At 66.5% G+C, this 21,198-nt stretch carries 20 protein-coding genes and 1 pseudogene; 7 read left to right on the top strand and 14 right to left on the bottom strand.

The genetic code is table 11. The annotated features are described in order from the left end of the window. The 4 genes and pseudogenes from P3W97_RS01515 to P3W97_RS01530 all read left to right on the top strand — a co-directional run. Positions 1-381 (top strand): annotated as a pseudogene (locus P3W97_RS01515) (DNA mismatch repair protein MutS); the annotation flags it as partial. An 84-nt stretch (positions 382-465) separates the two neighbouring features. Next, positions 466-1,158: a protein-L-isoaspartate O-methyltransferase gene (locus tag P3W97_RS01520; protein WP_300843204.1), complete on the top strand. Its 693-nt coding sequence runs from the start codon at positions 466-468 to the stop codon at positions 1,156-1,158. 10 nt (positions 1,159-1,168) lie between these two features. After that, positions 1,169-1,519: a rhodanese-like domain-containing protein gene (locus P3W97_RS01525; RefSeq protein WP_300843205.1), complete on the top strand. Its 351-nt coding sequence runs from the start codon at positions 1,169-1,171 to the stop codon at positions 1,517-1,519. A gap of 74 nt (positions 1,520-1,593) precedes the next feature. Then, a complete protein-coding gene (locus P3W97_RS01530; RefSeq protein WP_300843206.1) occupies positions 1,594-2,964 on the top strand; it encodes a TolC family outer membrane protein in 1,371 nt (456 codons plus the stop codon). On the opposite strand, the gene P3W97_RS01535 is transcribed toward P3W97_RS01530, so the two are convergent. Genes P3W97_RS01535 through P3W97_RS01545 form a run of 3 tightly spaced genes read right to left on the bottom strand, consistent with a single transcriptional unit; the run spans position 2,929 to position 6,167 of the window. Further along, positions 2,929-4,323, bottom strand: coding sequence for a 3-deoxy-D-manno-octulosonic acid transferase (locus P3W97_RS01535; protein WP_300843207.1), 1,395 nt, complete (start codon positions 4,321-4,323; stop codon positions 2,929-2,931). The two genes, P3W97_RS01530 and P3W97_RS01535, sit on opposite strands and share 36 nt — an antisense overlap. Then, positions 4,320-5,090: a polysaccharide deacetylase family protein gene (locus P3W97_RS01540; protein WP_300843208.1), complete on the bottom strand. Its 771-nt coding sequence runs from the start codon at positions 5,088-5,090 to the stop codon at positions 4,320-4,322. Before P3W97_RS01540 ends, P3W97_RS01535 begins: the two co-directional genes overlap by 4 nt. A 3-nt stretch (positions 5,091-5,093) precedes the next feature. Beyond that, positions 5,094-6,167 (bottom strand): glycosyltransferase family 4 protein, encoded by a 1,074-nt coding sequence (locus P3W97_RS01545; protein WP_300843209.1) that lies wholly within the window; start codon positions 6,165-6,167, stop codon positions 5,094-5,096. 42 nt (positions 6,168-6,209) lie between these two features. Between P3W97_RS01545 and P3W97_RS01550 the strand changes: the two genes are divergently transcribed. Beyond that, positions 6,210-7,028 carry a glycosyl transferase gene (locus P3W97_RS01550; RefSeq protein ID WP_300843210.1) on the top strand — a complete coding sequence of 273 codons (819 nt, stop codon included), beginning with the start codon at positions 6,210-6,212 and terminating at the stop codon, positions 7,026-7,028. A gap of 7 nt (positions 7,029-7,035) precedes the next feature. Here P3W97_RS01550 and P3W97_RS01555 read toward each other — a convergent pair whose 3' ends face one another. Next, a complete protein-coding gene (locus P3W97_RS01555; RefSeq protein ID WP_300843211.1) occupies positions 7,036-8,118 on the bottom strand; it encodes a glycosyltransferase family 4 protein in 1,083 nt (360 codons plus the stop codon). A gap of 25 nt (positions 8,119-8,143) precedes the next feature. Beyond that, a complete protein-coding gene (locus P3W97_RS01560; protein WP_300843212.1) occupies positions 8,144-9,565 on the bottom strand; it encodes a phosphomannomutase/phosphoglucomutase in 1,422 nt (473 codons plus the stop codon). Positions 9,566-9,699: 134 nt separating this feature from the next. Here P3W97_RS01560 and P3W97_RS01565 point away from each other — a divergent pair, with 134 nt between their 5' ends. After that, on the top strand, positions 9,700-10,605 hold the full coding sequence (locus tag P3W97_RS01565; protein ID WP_300843213.1) for a DMT family transporter: 906 nt from the start codon (positions 9,700-9,702) through the stop codon (positions 10,603-10,605). On the opposite strand, the gene P3W97_RS01570 is transcribed toward P3W97_RS01565, so the two are convergent. The 7 genes from P3W97_RS01570 to thrS form a co-directional block, all read right to left on the bottom strand. Then, positions 10,550-10,912 carry an integration host factor subunit alpha gene (locus tag P3W97_RS01570; protein WP_300843214.1) on the bottom strand — a complete coding sequence of 121 codons (363 nt, stop codon included), beginning with the start codon at positions 10,910-10,912 and terminating at the stop codon, positions 10,550-10,552. The two genes, P3W97_RS01565 and P3W97_RS01570, sit on opposite strands and share 56 nt — an antisense overlap. A gap of 46 nt (positions 10,913-10,958) precedes the next feature. After that, complete coding sequence (pheT, locus tag P3W97_RS01575; RefSeq protein WP_300843215.1) at positions 10,959-13,379, bottom strand: phenylalanine--tRNA ligase subunit beta; 2,421 nt, start codon at positions 13,377-13,379, stop codon at positions 10,959-10,961. Positions 13,380-13,400: 21 nt separating this feature from the next. Next, entirely contained in the window at positions 13,401-14,471 is a 1,071-nt protein-coding gene (gene pheS, locus P3W97_RS01580) for a phenylalanine--tRNA ligase subunit alpha (protein ID WP_300843216.1), read from the bottom strand. A 123-nt stretch (positions 14,472-14,594) separates the two neighbouring features. Next, positions 14,595-14,975 (bottom strand): 50S ribosomal protein L20, encoded by a 381-nt coding sequence (gene rplT / locus P3W97_RS01585; protein ID WP_300843217.1) that lies wholly within the window; start codon positions 14,973-14,975, stop codon positions 14,595-14,597. A 38-nt stretch (positions 14,976-15,013) separates the two neighbouring features. Continuing rightward, positions 15,014-15,217: a 50S ribosomal protein L35 gene (gene rpmI / locus P3W97_RS01590; protein WP_068608969.1), complete on the bottom strand. Its 204-nt coding sequence runs from the start codon at positions 15,215-15,217 to the stop codon at positions 15,014-15,016. A 269-nt stretch (positions 15,218-15,486) separates the two neighbouring features. Beyond that, positions 15,487-16,089, bottom strand: coding sequence for a translation initiation factor IF-3 (infC, locus tag P3W97_RS01595; RefSeq protein ID WP_300843230.1), 603 nt, complete (start codon positions 16,087-16,089; stop codon positions 15,487-15,489). Between the two features lie 15 nt (positions 16,090-16,104). Then, positions 16,105-18,030 carry a threonine--tRNA ligase gene (gene thrS / locus P3W97_RS01600; protein WP_300843218.1) on the bottom strand — a complete coding sequence of 642 codons (1,926 nt, stop codon included), beginning with the start codon at positions 18,028-18,030 and terminating at the stop codon, positions 16,105-16,107. 265 nt (positions 18,031-18,295) lie between these two features. On the opposite strand from thrS, the gene P3W97_RS01605 reads away from it, so the two are divergent. Continuing rightward, positions 18,296-18,874, top strand: coding sequence for a malonic semialdehyde reductase (locus P3W97_RS01605; RefSeq protein WP_300843219.1), 579 nt, complete (start codon positions 18,296-18,298; stop codon positions 18,872-18,874). Positions 18,875-18,925: 51 nt separating this feature from the next. Here P3W97_RS01605 and aceA read toward each other — a convergent pair whose 3' ends face one another. Together aceA and P3W97_RS01615 are read right to left on the bottom strand one after the other, a co-directional pair. Next, positions 18,926-20,245: an isocitrate lyase gene (aceA, locus tag P3W97_RS01610; protein WP_300843220.1), complete on the bottom strand. Its 1,320-nt coding sequence runs from the start codon at positions 20,243-20,245 to the stop codon at positions 18,926-18,928. A gap of 274 nt (positions 20,246-20,519) precedes the next feature. Further along, the gene (locus P3W97_RS01615) at positions 20,520-21,176 is read right to left on the bottom strand and encodes a hypothetical protein (protein WP_300843221.1); all 657 of its coding nucleotides are present in this window, start codon (positions 21,174-21,176) and stop codon (positions 20,520-20,522) included. Positions 21,177-21,198: the final 22 nt, after the last annotated feature.

Genomic DNA, 21,198 nt, shown 5'->3' on the forward strand with positions numbered 1-21,198 from the left:
GAGTTCCCCGCGCGCCACCCCGCAGCGGTCAATGTGCATGTCAGCGCGGTCGAAGGCAAAGGCCGCGAGATCGTTTTTCTGCACCAGATCGAGCCGGGCCCAGCCAGCCGCAGCTATGGGGTGCAGGTGGCTCGCCTGGCCTGCGTGCCGGCTGCCGTCGTGCAGCACGCCCGCCACACCCTGGCGCACCTGGCGGCCGAAAGCGCCCGCGCGCAGCAGCAGATCGACCTCTTTGCCACCGCGCCCGAGCCCGAACCCACCATGGCCAGCGAACACCCCGTGCTGCAGCAACTGGCCGAACTGGATCCCGACGCCCTGAGTCCGCGCGATGCGCTGAACGCCCTCTACCGCCTGCGCGCACTGCTGGAGCGCAGTGGCTGAGTATGGCCCCCGGCCCACGACCGCGACCCGTGCTTCGGTAAAATTGATCGCATTGCCCGTCAGATATACCCACAGGAGTACGGCATGAGCGCCACCGCGTTCGATTTCGAGAAAGCCCGCTTCAACATGATCGAACAGCAGATCCGGCCCTGGGAGGTGCTCGACGCGCGGGTGCTGGCATCGCTCGGCCAGATCAAGCGCGAGACCTTCGTGCCACCCGCCTACCAGGCCCTTGCCCTGTCCGATCTGGAAATCCCGCTGTCGCAGCCGGCCGTCGAAGGCGAATGCATGCTCGCACCCAAGGTCGAGGCCCGCACCCTGCAAGACCTGGCCCTCAAGCCCACCGACCATGTGCTGGAAATCGGCACCGGCTCTGGCTACATGGCGGCGCTGCTCGGCCGCCTGTCGCGCCAGGTGCTCACGCTTGAGATCAACCCGACTTTGGCCGACATGGCGCGCGCCAACCTTGCCCGCGCGGGCATCGGCAATGTGCAAGTCAAAACGGCGGATGCCGCCGCCGGCCGCTTTGCGCCCTGCGTCAGCGAAGCCCCCTACGATGTGATCGTACTGAGCGGCTCGGTCGCTGAAGTGCCCACTGACTTGCTGGAGTTGCTGCGCGTGGGCGGCCGGCTGTTTGCGGTGGTCGGCGAGGAGCCCATCATGCGTGCCACCCTGGTGCAGCGCACCGGCGAAGCCAGCTACCACAGCGAGCAGCCCTGGGACATCGTGATCCCGCGCCTGCGCAACTTCCCGGAACCCGCCCGTTTCCGCTTCTGAGACCACCGCCATGGTGCCCCATATCCGCCCTGCACAATTGGCCGACTGGCTGCAGCGCAGCCGCGCGCAAACTCCGGACACCGAGCCCATCGTGCTGGATGTGCGCGAGCCCTGGGAAGTGCAGACCGCCAGCGTGCGCCCAGATGGCTTCGAGCTGCGCCACATGCCGATGGCCAGCATCCCCATGCGCTTGAGCGAGCTGCCGCGCGAACGGCCTATTGCCTGCCTGTGCCACCATGGCGGGCGCAGCGCCCAGGTGGCGTTCTTTTTGCACCGGCAGGGGTACGAAAATGTCGTCAACATCGCCGGAGGCATCCACGCCTGGACGACGGAAGTCGACCCCTCGGTTCCACAGTACTGATTGTGTGGCACTGCGTGATTTGGCCATTCGTCATATACTCCCGCCTGTATCAATCATTCCAGGGACTGCACGCCATGCCGAAATTCGCTCCATCCTGGGTGCCCCATCGGCCCGCCGCCCGGGCCCTGCGTTGGTCAGCGGCTTTGCTGGTCGGCCCTCTGGCCGCGATAGCGGGTACGGCGCATGCCCAAAGCCTGCAATCGCTGCTGGAAGCGGCTCAGCGCTATGACGCGGCCTACCTGGCTGCCAAGGCGCAGTTCGAGGCCAACCGCGCCAAAGCGGAGCAAGCCCGCGCCCGGGTGTTGCCCTCGGTCGGCCTGTCGGCCGAGGCCTTCGTCAACCGCCGCGACAGCTCTGCCTCGGCGCTCAACGACACCTTCAACAACCAGACGGTGCGTCTGGCGGCCTCCCAGCCGCTGTACCGCCCCGGCAACCAGCTGGAAGTCGAACAGGCCCAGCGTTCGCTGCAGGCGGCCGAAGCCCAGCTGCAATCGGCTGAACAAGATTTGGTCGTGCGGCTGTCGCAGGCTTACTTCGACGTCTTGGGCGCGGAGGATACGCTGACCTTCGTACGGGCGCAAAAGGCCGCGGTCAGTGAACAGTTGGCGGCTGCCCGGCGCAACTTCGAAGTCGGCACCGCCACCATCACCGACACGCGCGAAGCCCAAGCGCGCTTCGATCTGGTCGTCGCGCAAGAAATCGCGGCCGAGAACGATCTGCGCGTCAAGAAGCTGGCGCTGGACCAACTGGTGGGCCGCAGCGGCACCGAACCGTGGCGGCTAGCCACCCCTGTCAACCTGCCTGCACTGGCGCCGGATGATGTCAACGCATGGGTTCAGCGCGCGGTGGCCGAGCATCCGAGCGTGCGCGCCGCCCAGGCGGCGCTCGATGTGGCCCGTCTGGAAGTCCGCAAGGCCGAAGCGGCCAAGGGACCGACGTTGGACGCCGTGGCGCAATACCAGTTTGCACGCGCGCCGTCGTCGGTCGCCACTATCCCTGGGTATCTGCGCAACCAGACGGCCAGCATCGGCGTGCAGTTCAACCTGCCGCTGTACACCGGCGGCGCCCTGGACAACCGGATCAAAGAAGCCGTGGCACTCGAAGACAAAGCGCGCAACGACGTCGAGGGTGCGGCGCGGGGTGTGAGTCAAGCCACTCGCGCCGCTTTCTTCGGCGTGCAGTCGGGCCTGGGCCAGGTGCGGGCCCTGGAAGCCGCCGAGGCGTCCAGCCAAAGTGCGCTGGAGGCCAACCAGCTGGGCTACCAGGTGGGCGTACGCATCAACATCGATGTGCTCAATGCGCAAAGCCAGCTCTACCAGACCAAGGCCCAGCTGGCCAAGGCGCGCTACGACGTGTTGGTGGGCAGCTTGCGCTTGCGCCAGGCGGCTGGGGTGCTCAGGCCTGAGGACCTACAGCCCATCAACGCGCTGCTCCAGGCGCGCTGACGGCGCCCCGATCACCCCCCCCACAAAGGGGGGCGGGCTGCCTTTCATCTCCAACAGCTCGTTGGCCAAGGCGTCGAGCAGGCCCTGCGCCGCGCCCCGGTGTTGGGCCAGCCAAGCGGCGGCCTGCTTTCGGGCCTGCTCGGGCCAAGCCGTCGGTTGCCGCGCCCACGCCAACGAGCGGACGACCGCCTCCTCCATGTCGCGCACCGGCTGCGCCACATCCGCCGCCTGGGCCGCCTGGGCGGCCTCTTGGAAGTGAAACACATGTGGTCCCAGCAGAACTGGGCAATCGCACGCCAGCGCCTCGATGAGGTTTTGCCCACCGTAGGGCAGGAAGCTGCCGCCCATGAGCGCCCAGTCGGCCAGGGCGTAATACGACGCCATCTCGCCCATGGAATCGCCCAGCCACACATCGGCCTGCCGCACGGTCTCCCAGGCCTTGTCTTGCAAGCCGGTCGGCCAGTTGCTGCGCCGGCCAACCCGAAAGCCGTGCCCTTCCAACTGGCGCGCCACCGCATCGAAACGCTGAGGGTGGCGCGGCACGATCAGCCAGCGCAGTTCCGCCAACGCCGCGTGACGCAGCGCGGCCTGCAGCCACGCCAGTTCCTCGCCCTCACGGCTGCTGGCCAGCAACACCACCGGCCGGTGATCTGCTAACCGCTGGCGCCACGCCTGGCCCTGCTTCAGCAGCGCTGGCTCTGGCGCGGCGTCGTACTTCAGGTTACCCATGACGCCCGCCACTGGCGCGCCCAGTCGACGCAGGCGTTGCGCATCGTCCTGTGTCTGCGCCCAGGCGGCAGACAGTCCGCCATAGGCCTGCGCCGCCAGCGACGGCCAGCGCTGCGCCTTTTGCAGCGAGCGCGCGCTCAGCCGCGCATTGACGAGCCACAGTGGCACTCCGGCCGCACGCGCCTGCGCCACCAGGTTAGGCCAGACTTCGGTCTCCATCAGCAAGCCGATTCGGGGCCGAAAGCGCCGCAGAAAACGGCGACAGGCCGCTGTCGTATCCCATGGTAGCCAGACTTGCCGGTCGCCATCCCGCAACCAGCGGCGGCCTTCCTCCCACCCGGTGGCGGTGCTGTGGGTCAACAGCACCTGAACCTGCGGCCAACGCTGGCGCAGCGCCGTGATCAACACCCCGGCGGCCCGGGTTTCCCCTAAAGAGACCGCGTGAATCCACACCATTCCGGTGCCATCGGCCGGCACCTCGGCCCCATAGTACCCCAGCCGCTGCCAAGGGAATTGGCGGTAACGCGGCTCGCGCCGGCCGCGCCAGACCAAGCGAGCCAGCACCAGCGGTGCCATCAGCACCGTCAGCAGGCGATACGCCCATGGGGGGGAAGGCGGGGTGGCCGTCATGCGGCTGCGGCAGCAACGAAACCCGCGCGCATGACGGCGGGATGCTTGGGCTCGTTTTTGCACAGCAGTTTCCAAGCCACGCCCAGCACCGAGTCCCCATAGGACACTGCCTTGCGCGGCAGCGCCAGCGGATCCCAGCCGGCACGCACCCGGGCCCGCAGGCAGGTCACGCCCAAGCGGTAACCCGCCTCGGCCGCCGCTTCCAGTGTGACGCGGTCGTGGTTGCCATAGGGGTAGCAGATCTCCGTCACCGCCTCGCCCAGCCCATCCTCCAGCCGCAGGCGGCTGACCTGCAGCTCGCGGCGTTGGCGCAGCGGCGGCAGGGCGGCAAGCCGGATGTGATGCAGCGCGTGCGAGCCGAAGTGCACACCTTCGCGTCGTAAGGCGCGAATGGCTGGCCAGTCCAGCAGCGGTGCGGCCTCATGTCCGGCTTGCAGCAGCCATTCGGCTCGCCCCCCTATGGCGCCAGCAATCAAATACACCGACGCCGTCCAGCCGTATTCCTGCAGTACCGGCCAGGCATACTGGCGGAAGTTCTCGTAGCCGTCGTCAAACGTGAGCACCACCGCGCGCGGCGGCAGGCAGCCGGCTTGCAACGCGCGCCACGCCTCCTGCAGCGAGCAGACGTAGCAGCCGAGTCGTTTCAGCCACGCCATCTGGGCGCGGAAGCGGTCGACATGGCAGTACGTGGCCCGATGTTCGCGCATCGGCGCAAACGGGCCCACCTGGTGGTACATCAAAATATCGAATCCGGCCACGGTCGCCATGTCTCAGCCTCTCGCGTCCGTTGCCACTGCATGGTAGACATCGAGCGTGGCATGCAGCATGTGGTCGAGGGTAAAGTGCTCTAGAAAGCGCCGCCGCCCGGCCTGGCCCCAGGCCTGGCAACGCGCTCGATCCTGCGCCAGATTCGCCATGGCCTCGGCCCAGGCCGCCGCGTCCTGCGCAGGCAGCAGCTGGCCCGTGACGCCGTCCTCGACCACCTCGGGCAGTCCCCCCAGGTCGCTGGCCAGCACCGGGCGGCCCACTGCCATGGCCTCGAGCGCCGTCAGACCAAAAGCCTCGCGCCGCGAGGGCACGAGCGCGACATCGAGACCGCGCAGAAAGCCCAGCGGATCTGCCGTCACCCCGTGCCAGACTACCGAAGCGCCCAGCCCGAGACGCTCGGTCAACTCCCGCATCGCCTGCCCCCAGGGCGTTGTGGCGTCACCGGCCAGATGCAGCTCCGCTGCAATCTCGCGTCGCTGCAGCAGGCGCTGAAAGGCCTGCAACGCCGTATCGTGCCCCTTGTCGGCCACGAAACGTGCCAACATGCCAAACCGCACCCGCGGTGGCAGCGCTGCGCGACCCATGGCCGCTTCGCCATCCCAGCCGGGATCCGGCAAGCCGTGGTGCACCGTCACCACCCGTGCGCCCCCCAGTCCGTGGCGGCGCAATGCAGCCGCCACCGCGTGCGAGACCGCGATCACCCGATCGGCGCGTTCGAAATGCCGGTAGGCGCTGGTGGCATGGGCCGTGGCCACCAGTCCGCAACGCACCCCCGACCAGGCGCGCGCCCATGCCGCGTACAGGGTCGAGCGGGTCAGGTGTGCATGCAACAGGACGGGCCGTTCCCGGCGCAGCAGCTGGGCCAAGCGCCAAGCCGCCAGCGCATCGAACCGGCCGCGCATCGCCAAGGGCACGCAGCGCAGCCCGCGGTCGGCAGCCCTGGGCAGCAGCCAGCCCGTCGCGGGTCCCACCAGCACCACTTCACACCCTTGCTCGCGCAGCGCGGTGGCCAGCATCAGGGCGTGCCGCTCGGCCCCGCCAAGCTGCCGGCTATGCACCATCATGACGACTTTCACAGCCGGCGCTCCGACTCAGGTCTTCGTATACCATCCAGGCACATGGATAAACAATTCCTGACGATCCGCTGGGGGACCAAATATGGCCCCGAGTATGTCAATCGGCTGTATGCCATGGTGGCGCGACACACCCGCCCGCCGTTTCGCTTTTATTGTCTGACCGATGATCCCCAACACATCCGCCCGGAGGTGCACTGCCTGCCGCTGCCCGAGCTGGGCTGTGAGCTGCCCCGCAACACCTTCGGTATCTGGGGCAAATCGCGGCTGTGGCATCAGGAGCTCTACGGCCTGCGTGGCCCCGTGTTGTTTCTCGACCTCGACGTCGTGATCGTCGGCCCGATGGACGACTTCTTCACCTTCGGCCAGCCTGACGATGTGATTCTCGCACACAACCCCAACACCCCTTTCGAGCGGCTCGGCCAGACGTCGATTTTCCGGTTTCCGGTAGGCAAACTGGCCCCGTTGCGCGAGCGCTTTTTGCAGGATCCCCAAGGCATTGCCGACCGCTACCGTTTCGAGCAGCGCTTCGTCACCCGCCATGCGCCAGGCGGGGTGAAATTTTGGCCACGCGGCTGGGTGGCGCACTTCAAGATGCACTGCATCCCGCCCTTCCCGCTCAATTACTGGATCGCGCCGCGACTGCCGCGGCGCGCGCGCATCGTGATTTTCCCTGGGCCACTCAACCCGCCTGATGCGATCGCCGGCCGTTGGCACGCCGGGGCTGCGGCCCTGCGGCCTTGGGCTCACGCACTAGCCGGCCTGCGCGGCCAGCGCGAGGGCGGGTTGCTGCGCCACTTGCGTCATTACAACCGGCCAGCGACCTGGATCGCCGAGTACTGGTCCGAAGACGGATCCGCCTGACCGACGCCTACCCCTGCTGAAACAACCGGGTATACACCGCCCCGATGCCCGCTGCCTCGCGCTCGAGCGAAAAGTGCTCGACCACCCGTGCCCGCGCGGCCTGCCCCATGCGCACCGCAGCCTGCGGATCGGCCAGCACCTGCCGCAGCGCTGCAGCAAGCCCCGCCGCATCGCCAGTGTCCACCAGCGCGCCGTTGACACCGGGCTGCACCAAATCTTCGAACGCCCCGGTGCGCGAGCACACCAAAGCACAGCCACACGCTGCCGCCTCGAACGGCGTCAGACCGAACGGCTCGTAGCGCGGGCAGGCCACACAGACCAGGCAGCGCTGGTACCAGCGGTGCACCTCCGCCGCTGGTACTTCTCCCAGGAAGCGGATGCGCTGCGACAGCCCCGCTGCGTCGATGCGCGCCTGCAGCGCGCGCTGGTAGGCCTCGTGCTGCGGCATCGCCCGGCCAGCGATCACCGCCGTCACCTCCCGCAGGTGCGGCAGCGCAGCGATCATCGCGTCGACGAACACGTCGGTGCCCTTGTCGGGCCGCACACGCCCGAACACGCCAACGCCCAAACGCCCCGGCAGGCCGCTGTCGGCCCAGGCCGCGAGCTTGTCCGGCGGCGGCGCAAAGCGCGCCAGGTCGATGCCATGCGGCACCACCACCGTGGTGTTCGGTACAAAGCTCGCCGCCTTCTGCGTGGTAGCGACCACCGCGTCCATGCGGCTGATCAGCCAGCGCGGAAACCAACCGTGGCGGTGCTGCGCCGCGGAGGTGAACACCAGCCGCACCGGCAGCCGCAGCACGTCGCGCGCCCACAGGCCAGCGGCCATCTCGTGGTCACGGCGCACATGCCAGATGCGAAACGGCCGGCCCGCCGGTGCTCGGCGCGACAGCGCGATGGCCTGCCGCAGCGTCAGGCCGGGCATGCCGTGCGGCAGTGGCGTCCCACAGTAGGCCAGCCGCCACTGGCGCGCCTGGATGGGCACCAGGGCATTGACAGTGGCCGACACGCCGGTGTAACGCCGTTTCAGATTGAAGACGATGACCTCCGGGTTGGGGTCCGGGGTGAGAGTGGCGGGGATGACGGAGGACACGGCGGGTTCCTGCACGGATGGGGCGTCAATGGGCCGCGTCGCCTACCACCGCTCCGGGCTTGACACGGCGCAGCCAGCCCAGCATCTCGCTCTCGATGCGCGCCAGCGCCTCGGGCGTCTGCCCCTCGAAGCGCAACACCAGCACCGGCGTGGTATTGGAGGCCCGGATCAGCCCAAAGCCATCCGGCCAGTCCACCCGCAGGCCGTCGACGGTGCTGACTTCGGCGGGTGGGTCGAAGCGCGCCGTGCGCTGCAGCTCGGCCACCAGCCGGTGCGGTTCACCCTCGGCACAAGCGACGTTGAGCTCCGGCGTCGAGTAGCTGGTGGGCAAGCCGTCGAGCACGCTGCCCGGGTCGGCGTAGCGGCTCAGAATCTCGAGCAGGCGTGCACCGGCGTAGCTGCCGTCGTCGAAGCCATACCAGCGTTCCTGAAAAAAGATGTGGCCGCTCATCTCGCCGCCCAACGGCGCGCTGACCTCACGCATCTTGGCCTTGATTAGGGAGTGTCCGGTGCGATGCATCAGTGGTATGCCACCCGCCGCACGGATCGCCGGCGCCAGCCGCTGGCTGCACTTGACGTCGAACACGATCGTGCCGCCCGGAACGCGCGACAATACATCGGCCGCAAACAGCATCAGCTGCCGGTCGGGAAAGATGTTCTGGCCGCTGGGGGTGACAACGCCCAAGCGGTCGCCATCGCCGTCGAAGGCAAACCCCAGATCGGCGCCCGTGCGCTGTAGGGTAGCGATCAGATCGCGCAGATTGTCGGGTTTGGACGGGTCGGGGTGGTGGTTGGGAAATTCGCCGTCGACCTCGCCATACAGCACCGTGACGTCGCAGCCCAGCGCCCGGAACAGCGCGGGGGCGGATGCACCCGTGACGCCGTTGCCGCAGTCGATGACGAGTTTGAGCGGACGCGCCAGCCGCACGTCCCCGACGATGCGCGCGATGTACTCTGGCTGAATGTCCAATCGACGCACCTGGCCGCGCGCGGACGCTGGCGCCACGCCGCACGCCATGGCCTCGCGCAGGGCCTGGATTTCGTCGCCATAGATGGCGCGCCCCGCCAGCACCATCTTGAAGCCGTTGTGATGCTTGGGGTTGTGGCTGCCCGTGACTTGGATGCCGCTGCGGCAGTGCGTAGCCGCCGCAAAGTAGAGCATAGGCGTGGTCACCATGCCTATGTCGAGTACGTCCACGCCGGCGTCGAGCAGCCCATCGACCAGCGCGGCGGCCAGGGCCGGGCTGCTCAGCCGTCCATCGCGCCCGACGGCCACGGTCTGCTCGCCGGCCACACGGGCCCGGGCCCCAAAGGCACGCCCCAGCGCCCGGGCAAAGGCTTCGTCGATCACGTCGGGCACCACGCCCCGGATATCGTAGGCCTTGAAGGCGTGGGCAGGCAGCGGGCGGCGGGCCTGGGTCGCGAGGGTCGGATCGGTCATGAGCATGCGAGCACTCGAGTTGTCTGTGTGACAGTGTGCCGATTGTAGGAGGGCGTATGATGTGCGCTTGTCGTCTTCGCCCCTCTTGCCCACCCTAGCCCGCGACGGCCGGGGTGTCGTTACTCCATCCGATCCCCGTCATGTCGCCCAAGCTTGCGGCCGAATTTTTGTTTCTCGCAGCCCTGTGGGGGTCGTCCTTTCTGTTCATGCGCCAGGCAGCCCTGGAGTTCGGCCCGGTGGCCACTGCCGGCTTGCGTGTGGCCGTGGCGGGCGCAGTGCTGCTGCCGATCCTGGTGCTCAGCGGCCACTGGCGCGCGTTTCGGGCCCATGCGGGGCGTATTCTGTTCGTCGGGCTGATCAACGCCGGCATTCCTTTTGGACTGTTTGCCTATGCCGTGCTGTCGATCAGCACCGGCTTGACGGCCATCCTGAACGCCACTGTCCCACTGTTCGGCGCACTGGTGGCCTGGTTGTGGTTGGGCGATCGCCCTGGGCGCGGGCGGTCCTTGGGGCTGGGGTTGGGTTTTCTCGGGGTCGCACTGCTGTCGTGGAACAAGGCCAGCTTCACCCCCGGTGGCACGGGCTGGGCCGTGCTGGCTTGCCTGGGCGCCGCCATCCTCTATGCCGTAGCGGCCAGCTACACCAAAAAATACTTGATGGGCATTCCGCCCTTGGCAACGGCCGCCGGCAGCCAATTCGGCGCCACCCTGGGCCTGCTGCTGCCCAGCCTGTGGACCTGGCCCGCACAGCCGGCCAGTGCCGGTGCCTGGGCGGCGGTCGCGGCGGCCGGTGTGTTTTGTACCGCGCTGGCTTATCTGCTGTATTTTCGGCTGATCGAAGCCGCGGGGCCCGCCAAGACGCTCACGGTGACTTTCCTGATCCCGGTGTTTGCCATCGGCTACGGCGCGCTGCTGTTGGGCGAGGCCATCACCCCCTGGATGGTGGGGTGCGGCATCGTCATCCTGGCTGGGGTGGCGCTGGCCACCGGCCTCATCGATCCGGGTCACTGGCGGCCGCCGCGCCCTCGCCCTGCATCGCAGCCTTGAGTTTGGGCGAGGCGTGGAACGTCACCACGCGCCGCGCCTCGATCGGCACCAGCTCGCCGGTGCGCGGATTGCGCCCCGGGCGCGGCGCTTTCATGCGCACCTGAAACTGCCCGAAGCCGGCGATACGCACATCCTCCCCAGCGATCAGGCGCTCGGCAATCAGCGCAAAAAAAGCATCGACGATGTCTTTGGACTCGCGCTTGTTGAAGCCAATGCGGTCGAACAGCCGCTCGGCCAGTTCGGCCTTGGTCAAGGTGGCGCCATCGCCGGCGTCTTCGGGTTGCATGCGGGGTTTGCGCGTGGCCATGGCATCAATCGTAGCAGGAGCGCTACGACCGTCGACCGCTCGGCGGTCAGGCCCGCAAGCGGGCGCCCACGCGCTGTTGCAGCGACGCCAACACAGCCTGCACGACGGCCTCGATCTCCTCGTCGGTCAGGTTGGCGTCGTGGCGCTCCAGCGTCAGGCGCACGGCCAGGCTCTTTTCGCCCTCGGCCAGGGCAGCGCTGGCCGCACCCGCCTTGGGCCGATAGACGTCGAACAGCACCGCCTCGCGCAGCCACGGCTGCTCGACCGCCTCGATCGCCGCCATCAGCTCGGCGTGGGTCACGGCCTCCCGCACGACCACCGCCACATCCCGCTGCACGGGCTGGTGCCGGCCCAACGGCTGGGCCTGGGGCACCGGGCGCTCCACCACCGCATCCCAGTCCAGCTCGAACAGCACCGGGGCCTGGGTCCAACCCTCGGCCTGGCACCAGCGAGGATGCAATTCTCCAACCACGCCCACGGGACGACCGTCAAGCCATACGCGGGCGCAGCGCCCCGGATGCAAGGCGGGGTGCTGCGCCGGCTCGAACACCGGACGGCGCGGCGCCAGCAGGGCCTGCACATCGCCTTTGACGTCGTAAAAATCCACCGGCCGGGCAGGTACGCCCCATTGCAGGGTAGACTCGCCGCCCCACGCCAGCCCGGCCAGGCGGCGCGGCTGATCCAAGCCCGCCACGGTCGTGTCGCTGTCCGGCACCGCCGGATCGCGGCGAAACACGCGCCCGATCTCGAACAGGCGGGCGCGCGACACCTTGCGGTCGGTGTTGTACTTGAGCACGGCCAGCAGGCTGCCGATCAGGCTGGAGCGCATCACGCTCAGGTGGCTGGCGATCGGGTTGAGCAGCCGGATCGGCGCCTCGTTGCCCGCGTAGTCGCGCTCCCAACGTTCTTCAACGAAGCTGAAGTTGATCGTCTCCTGATAGCCCAAATCCGCGAGCTGGCGCCGCACCGCATAGGGGCTGCGCTGGGCCTCGGGCCGTGCGCGCGGCACCACCGGGGCCAACGGGGGCGCATCCGGCAGCCGGTCATAGCCGATGACGCGCGCCACCTCCTCGATCAAATCCTCCTCGATCTGCAAGTCGAAGCGGTACGGCGGCGGCGTGACCGTCAGCCTGCCGTCACCTTCGGCCACCTCCAGCCCCAGCCGGCGCAGCGGCTCGGCGCACTCGGCCTGCGTCAGCGGCATGCCAATCACCTGGGCCGCGCGCCCCACGCGCAGCGTCACCGGCTTGGGCTGCGGCACGTTGACGACGTGGTCGTCAATCGGGCCGGCCTCGCCGCCGCAGATCTCCAAGATCAGCTGTGTGATGCGCTCGATGTGTTCGCGTGTGGTGCTCGGATCGACGCCGCGCTCGAAGCGGTGGCCGGCGTCCGTGCTGAAATTGAAGCGGCGCGCGCGCCCCGCAATCGCGCGCGGCCACCAAAACGCCGCCTCCACGTAAACATTGCGCGTGGCGTTCGACACCGCGGTGGCCTGCCCGCCCATGATGCCCGCCAGCGACTCCACGCCGCGGTCATCGGCAATGACACCCACCGTCTCGTCCAGCGTCACGGTCTGGCCGTTGAGCAGCTCCAGCGTCTCGCCCGCGCGGCCCCAGCGCACCTGCAGGCCACCGTGGATGCGGTCCAGGTCGAAGATATGCGACGGGCGGCCCAGCTCGAACATCACGTAGGTGGAGATGTCCACCAGCGCCGAGATGCTGCGCTGGCCGCAGCGCGCCAGGCGCTGCACCATCCAATCGGGGGTCTTGGCCGTGGGGTCGATGCCGCGGATGATGCGGCCGGTGAAGCGCCCGCACAGGTCCGGCGCGTCGATGCGCACCGGCAGCACCGCATCGTGGCGCGGCGCCACTGGTGTGATCGCGGGGGCTTGCAACGGCGCGCCGGTCAGCGCCGCCACTTCGCGCGCCACGCCATGGACGCTGAGGCAATGCGCCAGGTTGGGAGTGAGCTTGAGCGTGAAGATGCGGTCGTCCAGCGCCAGCACCTCGCGCAGATCGCGCCCGACCGGCGCATCGGCGGCGAGTTCCAGCAGCCCGCCGTGATCGTCCGACAGGCCCAGCTCGCGCGCCGAACACAGCATGCCGTGGCTCTCCACCCCGCGCAGCTTGCCAACGCGGATCTCGAATGGCCGGCCGTCCGCGCCCGGTGGCAGCACAGCGCCCACCAGCGCGCACGGAACGCGAATGCCGGCGCGCGCATTCGGCGCGCCGCAGACGATCTGCAGCGGCTCGCCCTGCCCGACATCGACACGGCAGACACGCAGCCGATCGGCATTGGGATGCGGCTCAGCGCTCAGGATCTCGCCCACCACCACGCGAGCAAAAGGCGGCGCCACCGGCTCACATTCCTCGACCTCCAGACCCGCCATGGTCAGCAGTTCGGCCAGCCCGCGGCTGTCGAGGGGAGGATTGCAAAAAGTCCTCAGCCAGGATTCAGGGAATTGCATCGGGGGCTCTTTCTTTCAACCTCAACGGAACTGCGATAGGAAGCGCAGGTCGCCATCAAAGAACAAGCGCAGGTCGTTGACGCCATAGCGCAGCATGGTCAGCCGATCCGGCCCCATGCCAAAGGCAAAGCCAATGTAGTGCTCCGGGTCCAAGCCCATGTTGCGCACCACGTTGGGGTGCACCTGGCCAGAGCCGGCCACCTCCAACCAGCGCCCGGCCAGCGGGCCGCTGGCAAACTGGATGTCGATCTCGGCACTCGGCTCGGTGAACGGAAAGAAGCTCGGCCGAAAGCGCAGCAACAGGTCATCGGTCTCGAAAAAGGTGCGGCAAAAAGCCGTAAAGACGACCTTGAGATCCTTGAAACTGACGTTGCGCCCGATCCAGAGGCCCTCGCACTGGTGGAACATCGGCGAGTGTGTGGCGTCGCTGTCCACTCGGTAGGTGCGCCCTGGCGCGATGACGCGGATTTCCGGCATATCGCCGGCGAACAGACCCGTCTCATCGTCGCCGACCGCGGCGCGCGCGCGTTTGACATGCTGCAGCGCATAGCGGATCTGCATCGGGCTGGTGTGGGTGCGCAGCAACAACGGCGCCTCGGGCGTGCCGCCCTCGACGTAGAAAGTGTCGTGCATCGAACGCGCCGGATGGTCTGCCGGGGTGTTGAGCGCCGTGAAGTTGAACCAGTCGCTCTCGATCTCCGGCCCATCGGCGACCTCGAAACCCATCGAACCGAAGATGGCCTCGATGCGCTCCAACGTCAGGCTCACAGGGTGAAGACCACCCTGGCCGCGCTGGCGGCCAGGCAATGTCACATCCAGTGCCTCTGCGGCCAATTGGCGCTGCAACTCGGCCTCAGCCAGCTCGGCACGGCGCGCCTGCAACGCAGCCTCGATGGCCTGCTTGGCCTGGTTGATGGCAGCACCCGCCGTCTTCTTGGCTTCGGGGCTCAGCGCCGCAAGCCCCTTCATGCGCTCGGTGATCACGCCCCCCTTGCCCAGAAAGCGCGCCTTGGCGTTTTCCAGGTCGTTGGGGGTTTGGGCCTGCGCGAATTGCTCGCGCGCCGACTGCAGCAGGGTTTCGAGATCGTTCATGCGGTATCCGTTGCGGGGCCCGCTTTGCCCCAAAAAACGAACGGGCCAGCGCGCAAGGCGACTGACCCGTGGAGACTGACCCGTGAATAGACGGACGGCCGCCCGAGTGGGCAGCCTGGAACGTCAGGCGGCCGTCGCTGCGCCCTGGGCCTGCAAGTGGGCCTTGACACGCTCGACGATGGCGCCAAACGCCGCTTTGTCATTGACTGCAAGGTCAGCCAGCACCTTGCGGTCTATCTCGATGGCCGCTTTGCGCAGACCATTGGCAAACTGGCTGTAAGTCAGCCCCAGCTCGCGCACGCCAGCGTTGATGCGGGCAATCCAGAGCTGACGGAAGACGCGCTTGCGGGCGCGACGATCCCGGTAGGCGTACTGACCCGCCTTCATCACCGCCTGCTTGGCGATGCGAAACACATTCTTGCGGCGGCCGCGGAAACCCTTGGCCAGGGCGAGCACTTTCTTGTGGCGGGCACGCGCGGTGACGCCACGTTTGACGCGAGGCATGGTTTACTCCTTGTTCGTTACGGGGGTACCGCCGCCCATTACAGGCCGGCAAAGGGCATCATCTGCGCAATGTGGCCCATGTTCGTCTCATGGACGTTGGCCGCACCACGCAATTGGCGTTTGTTCTTGGTCGTCTTTTTGGTCAGGATGTGGCGCTTGAACGCTTGACCCCGCTTGACGGTGCCACCGGGACGAACGCGAAAACGCTTCTTCGCGCTGCTCTTGGTCTTCATCTTGGGCATGGTGACTGCTTCCTGTTGAGTTGTGCTCGCGAGGCGCCCCGGTTTGCTGCCGGGGGCTTGTTGGCCCCGAGCCACTTGTGGCGTCGCTCGGGAGTGCCCGAGCCGACTTCGCGCGCCGCCGTACATCGCAGCATGCGTCAAACGACGCTGTGCAATGGTGAATCAGCGCTGCTCGCAAAGCTTGCAATTATAGCAACAGCCGCCATCCGGATACAGAAGATCGGCACGCTAAGACCTGCCCGCAGCGGCACAGGCCCGACTGACGCCGATCAGGCCGCAGGCGCTGCCGCCTCCACCTTGCCAGCGCCCGCGCCTTTTTTGCGCGACGGGGCAATCATCATGATCATCTGCCGCCCTTCCAGCTTGGGAAACTGCTCGACCACGATGCTGTCGCCCAGTTCGGTGCGGATGCGCTCCAGCAACGCCAAGCCCAGCTCCTGGTGGGTGATCTCGCGCCCGCGGAAGCGCAGGGTCACTTTGCACTTGTCGCCCTCCTCCAGGAAGCGGCGGATGTTGCGCATCTTGACCTGGTAGTCGCCCTCATCGGTTCCAGGCCGGAATTTGATTTCCTTGACCTCGATGACCTTTTGTTTGGCCTTGGCCTCGGCCGCCTTCTTCTGCTCGGCGTATTTGAACTTGCCGTAATCAATCAGGCGGCACACCGGCGGGGTGGCCATCGGCGCAATTTCGACCAGATCGACGTCGAGGTCGCCGGCCATGCGCAGCGCCTCTTGAAGGGAGACCACACCGATTTGTTGCCCATCGGGGCCGGTGAGGCGAACCTCGGGCGCGGTGATTTCGCGATTCAAACGGTGCTGGCGCTCCTCGCGCTGGCGACGGTCACGGAAGTTGCTAGGGCGGGCGGTAGCGATGGTGTGGTTCCTTTGTCAATGCTTGGACGCGATGTCCGAACGCAGGCGCTGGGCAAAGTCTGCCAGTGGCATGACGCCGAGATCTTGATTGCCGCGCGCACGCACGGCAACCGTCCCAGCGGCCCTCTCCTTGTCGCCAACGACCAGGATGTAGGGCACTTTTTGCAACGCCTGTTGGCGAATTTTATAGGTGATCTTCTCGTTGCCAAGATCCAGCGCCACCCTAAACCCTTGATCCTGAAGCGTTTTGGCAATTTCGCCACAGTAGTCGGATTGCGCATCGGTGATATTGAGCACGGCCACCTGGATCGGCGAGAGCCACGCTGGCAGAGCGCCCGCGTACTGCTCGATCAGAATGCCTATAAAGCGCTCCAGGCTGCCGACGATGGCGCGATGGAGAATGACGGGACGCTGGCGGCTGCCGTCCTCGGCCACGTACTCAGCGTCCAGCCGCTCGCTCAGGTTGAAGTCCACCTGGATGGTGCCGCACTGCCATTCGCGGCCGATGGCATCCTTGAGGGTGTATTCGATCTTGGGGCCGTAAAAAGCGCCGTCCCCTGCGGAGATGACAAAGTCACAACCCGAGTCGCGCAAGCTCTGCATCAGCGCAGCCTCGGCCTTGTCCCACAGCTCGTCCGAGCCGATGCGCGCTGCTGGCCGCGTCGAGACTTTGTACAGGATCTCGGTGAAACCAAAGTCGGCATAGACCTTCTTGAGCAACCGTGTAAACGCGTCGCACTCCGGCAGGATCTGATCCTCGGTACAAAAAATATGCCCATCGTCTTGCGTGAAGCCGCGCACACGCATGATGCCGTGCAGGCCGCCGCTGGGCTCGTTGCGGTGGCACTGGCCAAACTCGCCATAGCGCAGCGGCAGGTCGCGGTAGCTCTTGACGCCCTGCTTGAAGATCAGGATATGCCCCGGACAGTTCATCGGCTTGATCGCATAGTCGCGCTTCTCGCTCTCGGTGATGAACATGTTGTCCCGGTACTTGTCCCAGTGGCCGGTCTTCTCCCACAGGGCTTTGTCCAAAATCTGTGGGCCCTTGACCTCTAGGTAACCGTTGTCGCGATAGACCTGCCGCATGTACTGCTCGACTTGCTGCCACAGCGTCCAGCCCTTGGGGTGCCAAAACACCAAACCCGGCGCATGGTCGTCGATGTGGAACAGATCCAGCTCCTTGCCCAGCTTGCGATGGTCGCGCCGCTCGGCCTCTTCCAGCAAGGTCAGGTACTTCTGTAGATCTTCTTTGCTCGCCCAGGCGGTGCCATAGATGCGCTGCAGCATCTCGTTGCGGTGATCGCCGCGCCAGTAGGCGCCAGCCACCTTCATGAGCTTGAAATGCTTAAGCTTGCCGGTCGAAGGCACATGCGGGCCGCGGCACAGGTCCTCGAAGGCACCCTCGCGGTAGAGGCTGACCTCTTCCCCTGCTGGAATGCTGCCGATGATCTCGGCCTTGTAATGCTCACCCAGCCCCTTGAAATAGGCCACGGCCTCGTCTCGCGGCAGCACCCGGCGCACCACCGGCTCGTCCTTGGCGGCAAGCTCGGCCATCTTTTTCTCGATGGCGACCAGATCCTCGGGTGTAAAGGGCCGCTTGTAGGCAAAGTCGTAATAAAAGCCATTGTCGATGACCGGGCCGATGGTGACCTGCGCATCGGGGTAGAGCTCTTTGACCGCATAGGCCAACAGGTGCGCGGTCGAGTGGCGGATGATTTCCAGCCCCTCGGGATCCTTGGGCGTGACGATCCACACCCGCGCGTCACGCTCGACGCGGTAGGCGGTATCCACCAGGCGCGGCGCAGCATCGTCGGCAGTCTGCACCTTGCCCGCCACCGCCGCCTTGGCCAAGCCGACACCGATGGCTGCCGCGATCTCGGCAACGGTGACCGGCGCATCGAAGGCGCGCTGCGAACCGTCAGGAAGCGTGATCTGGATCATGGGTCAGGGTCCTGAAAACAAAAACGCGGCTCGGGGCCGCGCACGGGGTGTTGATCAAGCAGGCGCGAACTGCCGCCGGCCTATCTAGGCCAGGGTGACCTCCGAGGGCGTTCGCGGTGTCACTGCCGTATCGCCTGCCAGTTGGATACTCTGTATCCGGGGATTGTCGCACAGATCGATCCTGCCCTGTCACATCCTCGACCCGAGCGTGCCCACCCCCACTCACCGCACAATCGGCCTGTGTACTTTGATTGGCAACGACACCATGCACACCACCACCGAGCAACTGTTCGACGACGCGCGCACCCACAATGCCTGGCAAGACAAGGCCGTGGCGGACGAGACGCTGCACCGCCTGTACGACCTGATGAAGTGGGGCCCAACCTCGGCCAACTGCAGTCCCGCGCGCATTTTGTTCGTCCGCTCGCCACAGGCCAAAGCCCGGCTGTTGCCGTGCCTGAGCGAAGGCAACCGCGCCAAGACGGCCGCTGCACCCGTGACCGCCATCATCGGCATGGATCTGGCGTTCTACGAGAGGCTGCCACAGCTCTTTCCCCACAACCCGGATGCGCGCAGCTGGTTCGAGGGCCAACCCGAGGCGATCCAGGCCACGGCTTTTCGCAACTCCAGCCTGCAGGGTGGCTACTTCATCCTGGCGGCGCGGGCACTGGGGCTGGACTGTGGCCCGATGAGTGGCTTCGACGCCGCCGCGGTGGATGCGGCCTTTTGGGCTGGCACCACGGTGCGCACCAATTTCTTGTGCAACCTGGGCCATGGCGACCCGGCGGGTCTGCATCCGCGCGGGCCCCGCCTGGCCTTCGATGAGGCCTGCCGCATCCTCTGAGAGCGCCGCCGGGCTGTCTTTTCCCGGGCCGCTCTCAGGCGCGGCCGCGGATCAGTGGAACTGCGCTTCTTCGGTGGAGCCGGCCAGCGCCTTGACGCTGGAGGAGCCGCCCTGGATGACGGTCGTCACATCATCGAAATAGCCGGCGCCGACTTCCTGCTGGTGCGACACGAAGGTGTAGCCCTGTTCGCGGGCGGCAAATTCCGGCTCCTGCACCATCTCGACATAGTGCTTCATGCCTTGGCCGCGGGCGTAGTTGTAGGCGAACTTGAAGGTGTTGAACCAGTTGATGTGGATGCCCGCTAAGGTGATGAACTGGTACTTGTAGCCCAGCTCCGACAGCTTGTCTTGGAACTCGGCGATGGTCTTGTCGTCCAGGTTCTTCTTCCAGTTGAAGGATGGCGAGCAGTTGTAAGACAGCAGCTTGCCAGGGTATTTCTCATGAATCGCCTGCGCGAACTCGCGCGCGAAGCCCAGGTCCGGCGTGCCAGTCTCACACCACACGAGGTCGGCATACGGCGCATAAGCCACACCGCGGCTGATCGCCTGCTCCAGCCCGTTCTTGACGCGGAAGAAGCCCTCTTGCGTGCGCTCGCCAGTCAGGAAAGGCTTGTCGTTGGCGTCGTGGTCGCTGGTCAGCAGGTTGGCCGCCTCGGCATCGGTGCGCGCCAGCACGATGGTGGGCACCCCCATCACGTCGGCTGCAAAGCGCGCGGCAATCAGCTTCTCGATCGCCTCTTGCGTCGGCACCAGCACCTGGCCGCCCATGTGGCCGCACTTCTTCACCGCGGCCAGTTGGTCTTCGAAGTGCACGCCGGCCGCTCCCGCGGCGATCATGTTCTTCATCAGTTCGAAGGCGTTGAGCACGCCGCCAAAGCCGGCCTCGGCATCGGCCACGATCGGCAGGAAGTAGTCGATGTAGCCGGCGTCGCCAGGCCCGATGCCGCGGCTCCACTGAATCTCATCGGCGCGCTTGAAGGTGTTGTTGATGCGGCGCACCATGGTCGGCACCGAGTCATACGCGTACAGCGACTGGTCGGGGTACATGGTCTCGCTGGTGTTGCCATCGGCGGCCACCTGCCAGCCAGACAGGTACACCGCCTCCAGACCCGCCTTGGCCTGCTGCATGGCCTGACCCGCGGTGATGGCGCCGAAGGCGTTGACATAGCCTTTTTTGGCCTCGCCATTGATCAGGCGCCACAGCTTCTCGGCACCCCGCTTGGCCAGGGTGTATTCGATTTGCAGCGAGCCGCGCAGCCGGACCACGTCGGCCGCGGAATAGCCGCGCTTGATACCTTTCCAACGGGGGTTTTCGGCCCAGTCTTTTTCCAGGGCGGCGATCTGCTGATCGCGGGTGAGGTTTTGCGTCATGACAAGACTCCTGTGGTGATGGGAAACCCAAGCGGGGGCCGGTGCAGCCGGATGGCGATACCCCGTCCCGTTGCCCACAGTATAAGTCTTATATAAGACATAAAACAAGTCTTGTGTCTTATACAAGACATTTTTTATCCCAAACAAATCAATGTGTTGGCTGGTTATTTCTTATTATGAAATGCAGATCGCATCCCTCGAAATCTGGTGCCGCCAGCAGGCCAGCGCGGTTTCTTGATGGCGCATCAACTTTTCATGATGCGCAATTTCGCCATCAGCGCCCGTCGGCTGCGCCTGCGTTGTGGCGCAGCTCCCACCGCGCCGACAAGCGGCCCGCGAAGGTCACGTGCAGGCGCGCCCCGTCCGTGCCCGCTGTCAGGCGTACACCCGGCTGGGGCGCGGGATCCACCGCCTCGACCGACAGCAGACCGTCTGGCCATGTCACAGCCAAATCGGCCTCCATGGGCAAGAAGCCGTCCAGATAGCGGCGCATCAGCGGCCCCACATGCAGTCGCCAGCGGCCGTGGCCCAGCGCGTCAAGCGCACGCGAGCGCAGTTCGATGCACACCGTGGCACCCCGCTCGACGCCCGCCAGCTCGACGCGATGGTTCTCCACCCAGGCGCGCTCCACGCCCTGCGTGCGGGTGATGTGGATGGATTCGACCCGATCGCGGTTGAACAGCACCACCACGCGGGCGTTGGGGTCCATACGCAAGTGGCAGGTCTCCACCCGCACCACGCCCGTGCGCAGGCTGTCGTCATCGATGCGCACACGGGACTCGTATCCATAGGCGTGGGGATCCGGCCGCTCGGCCAGCAGCCGAAGCTCCCCCTCGCGGGCAATGTCGTCGAGCTCGAGCGGACGGGCCTGCGCCACGAGGACGAGACCAAGGGCGCCAAGCGCCCCCCAGACTATGCGCAAGTAGGACATGGACACACCTCCGGGAATCTTT

It is taken from the genome of Tepidimonas sp. (genome assembly GCF_029335975.1).
Classification (GTDB): Bacteria; Pseudomonadota; Gammaproteobacteria; order Burkholderiales; family Burkholderiaceae_C; genus Tepidimonas.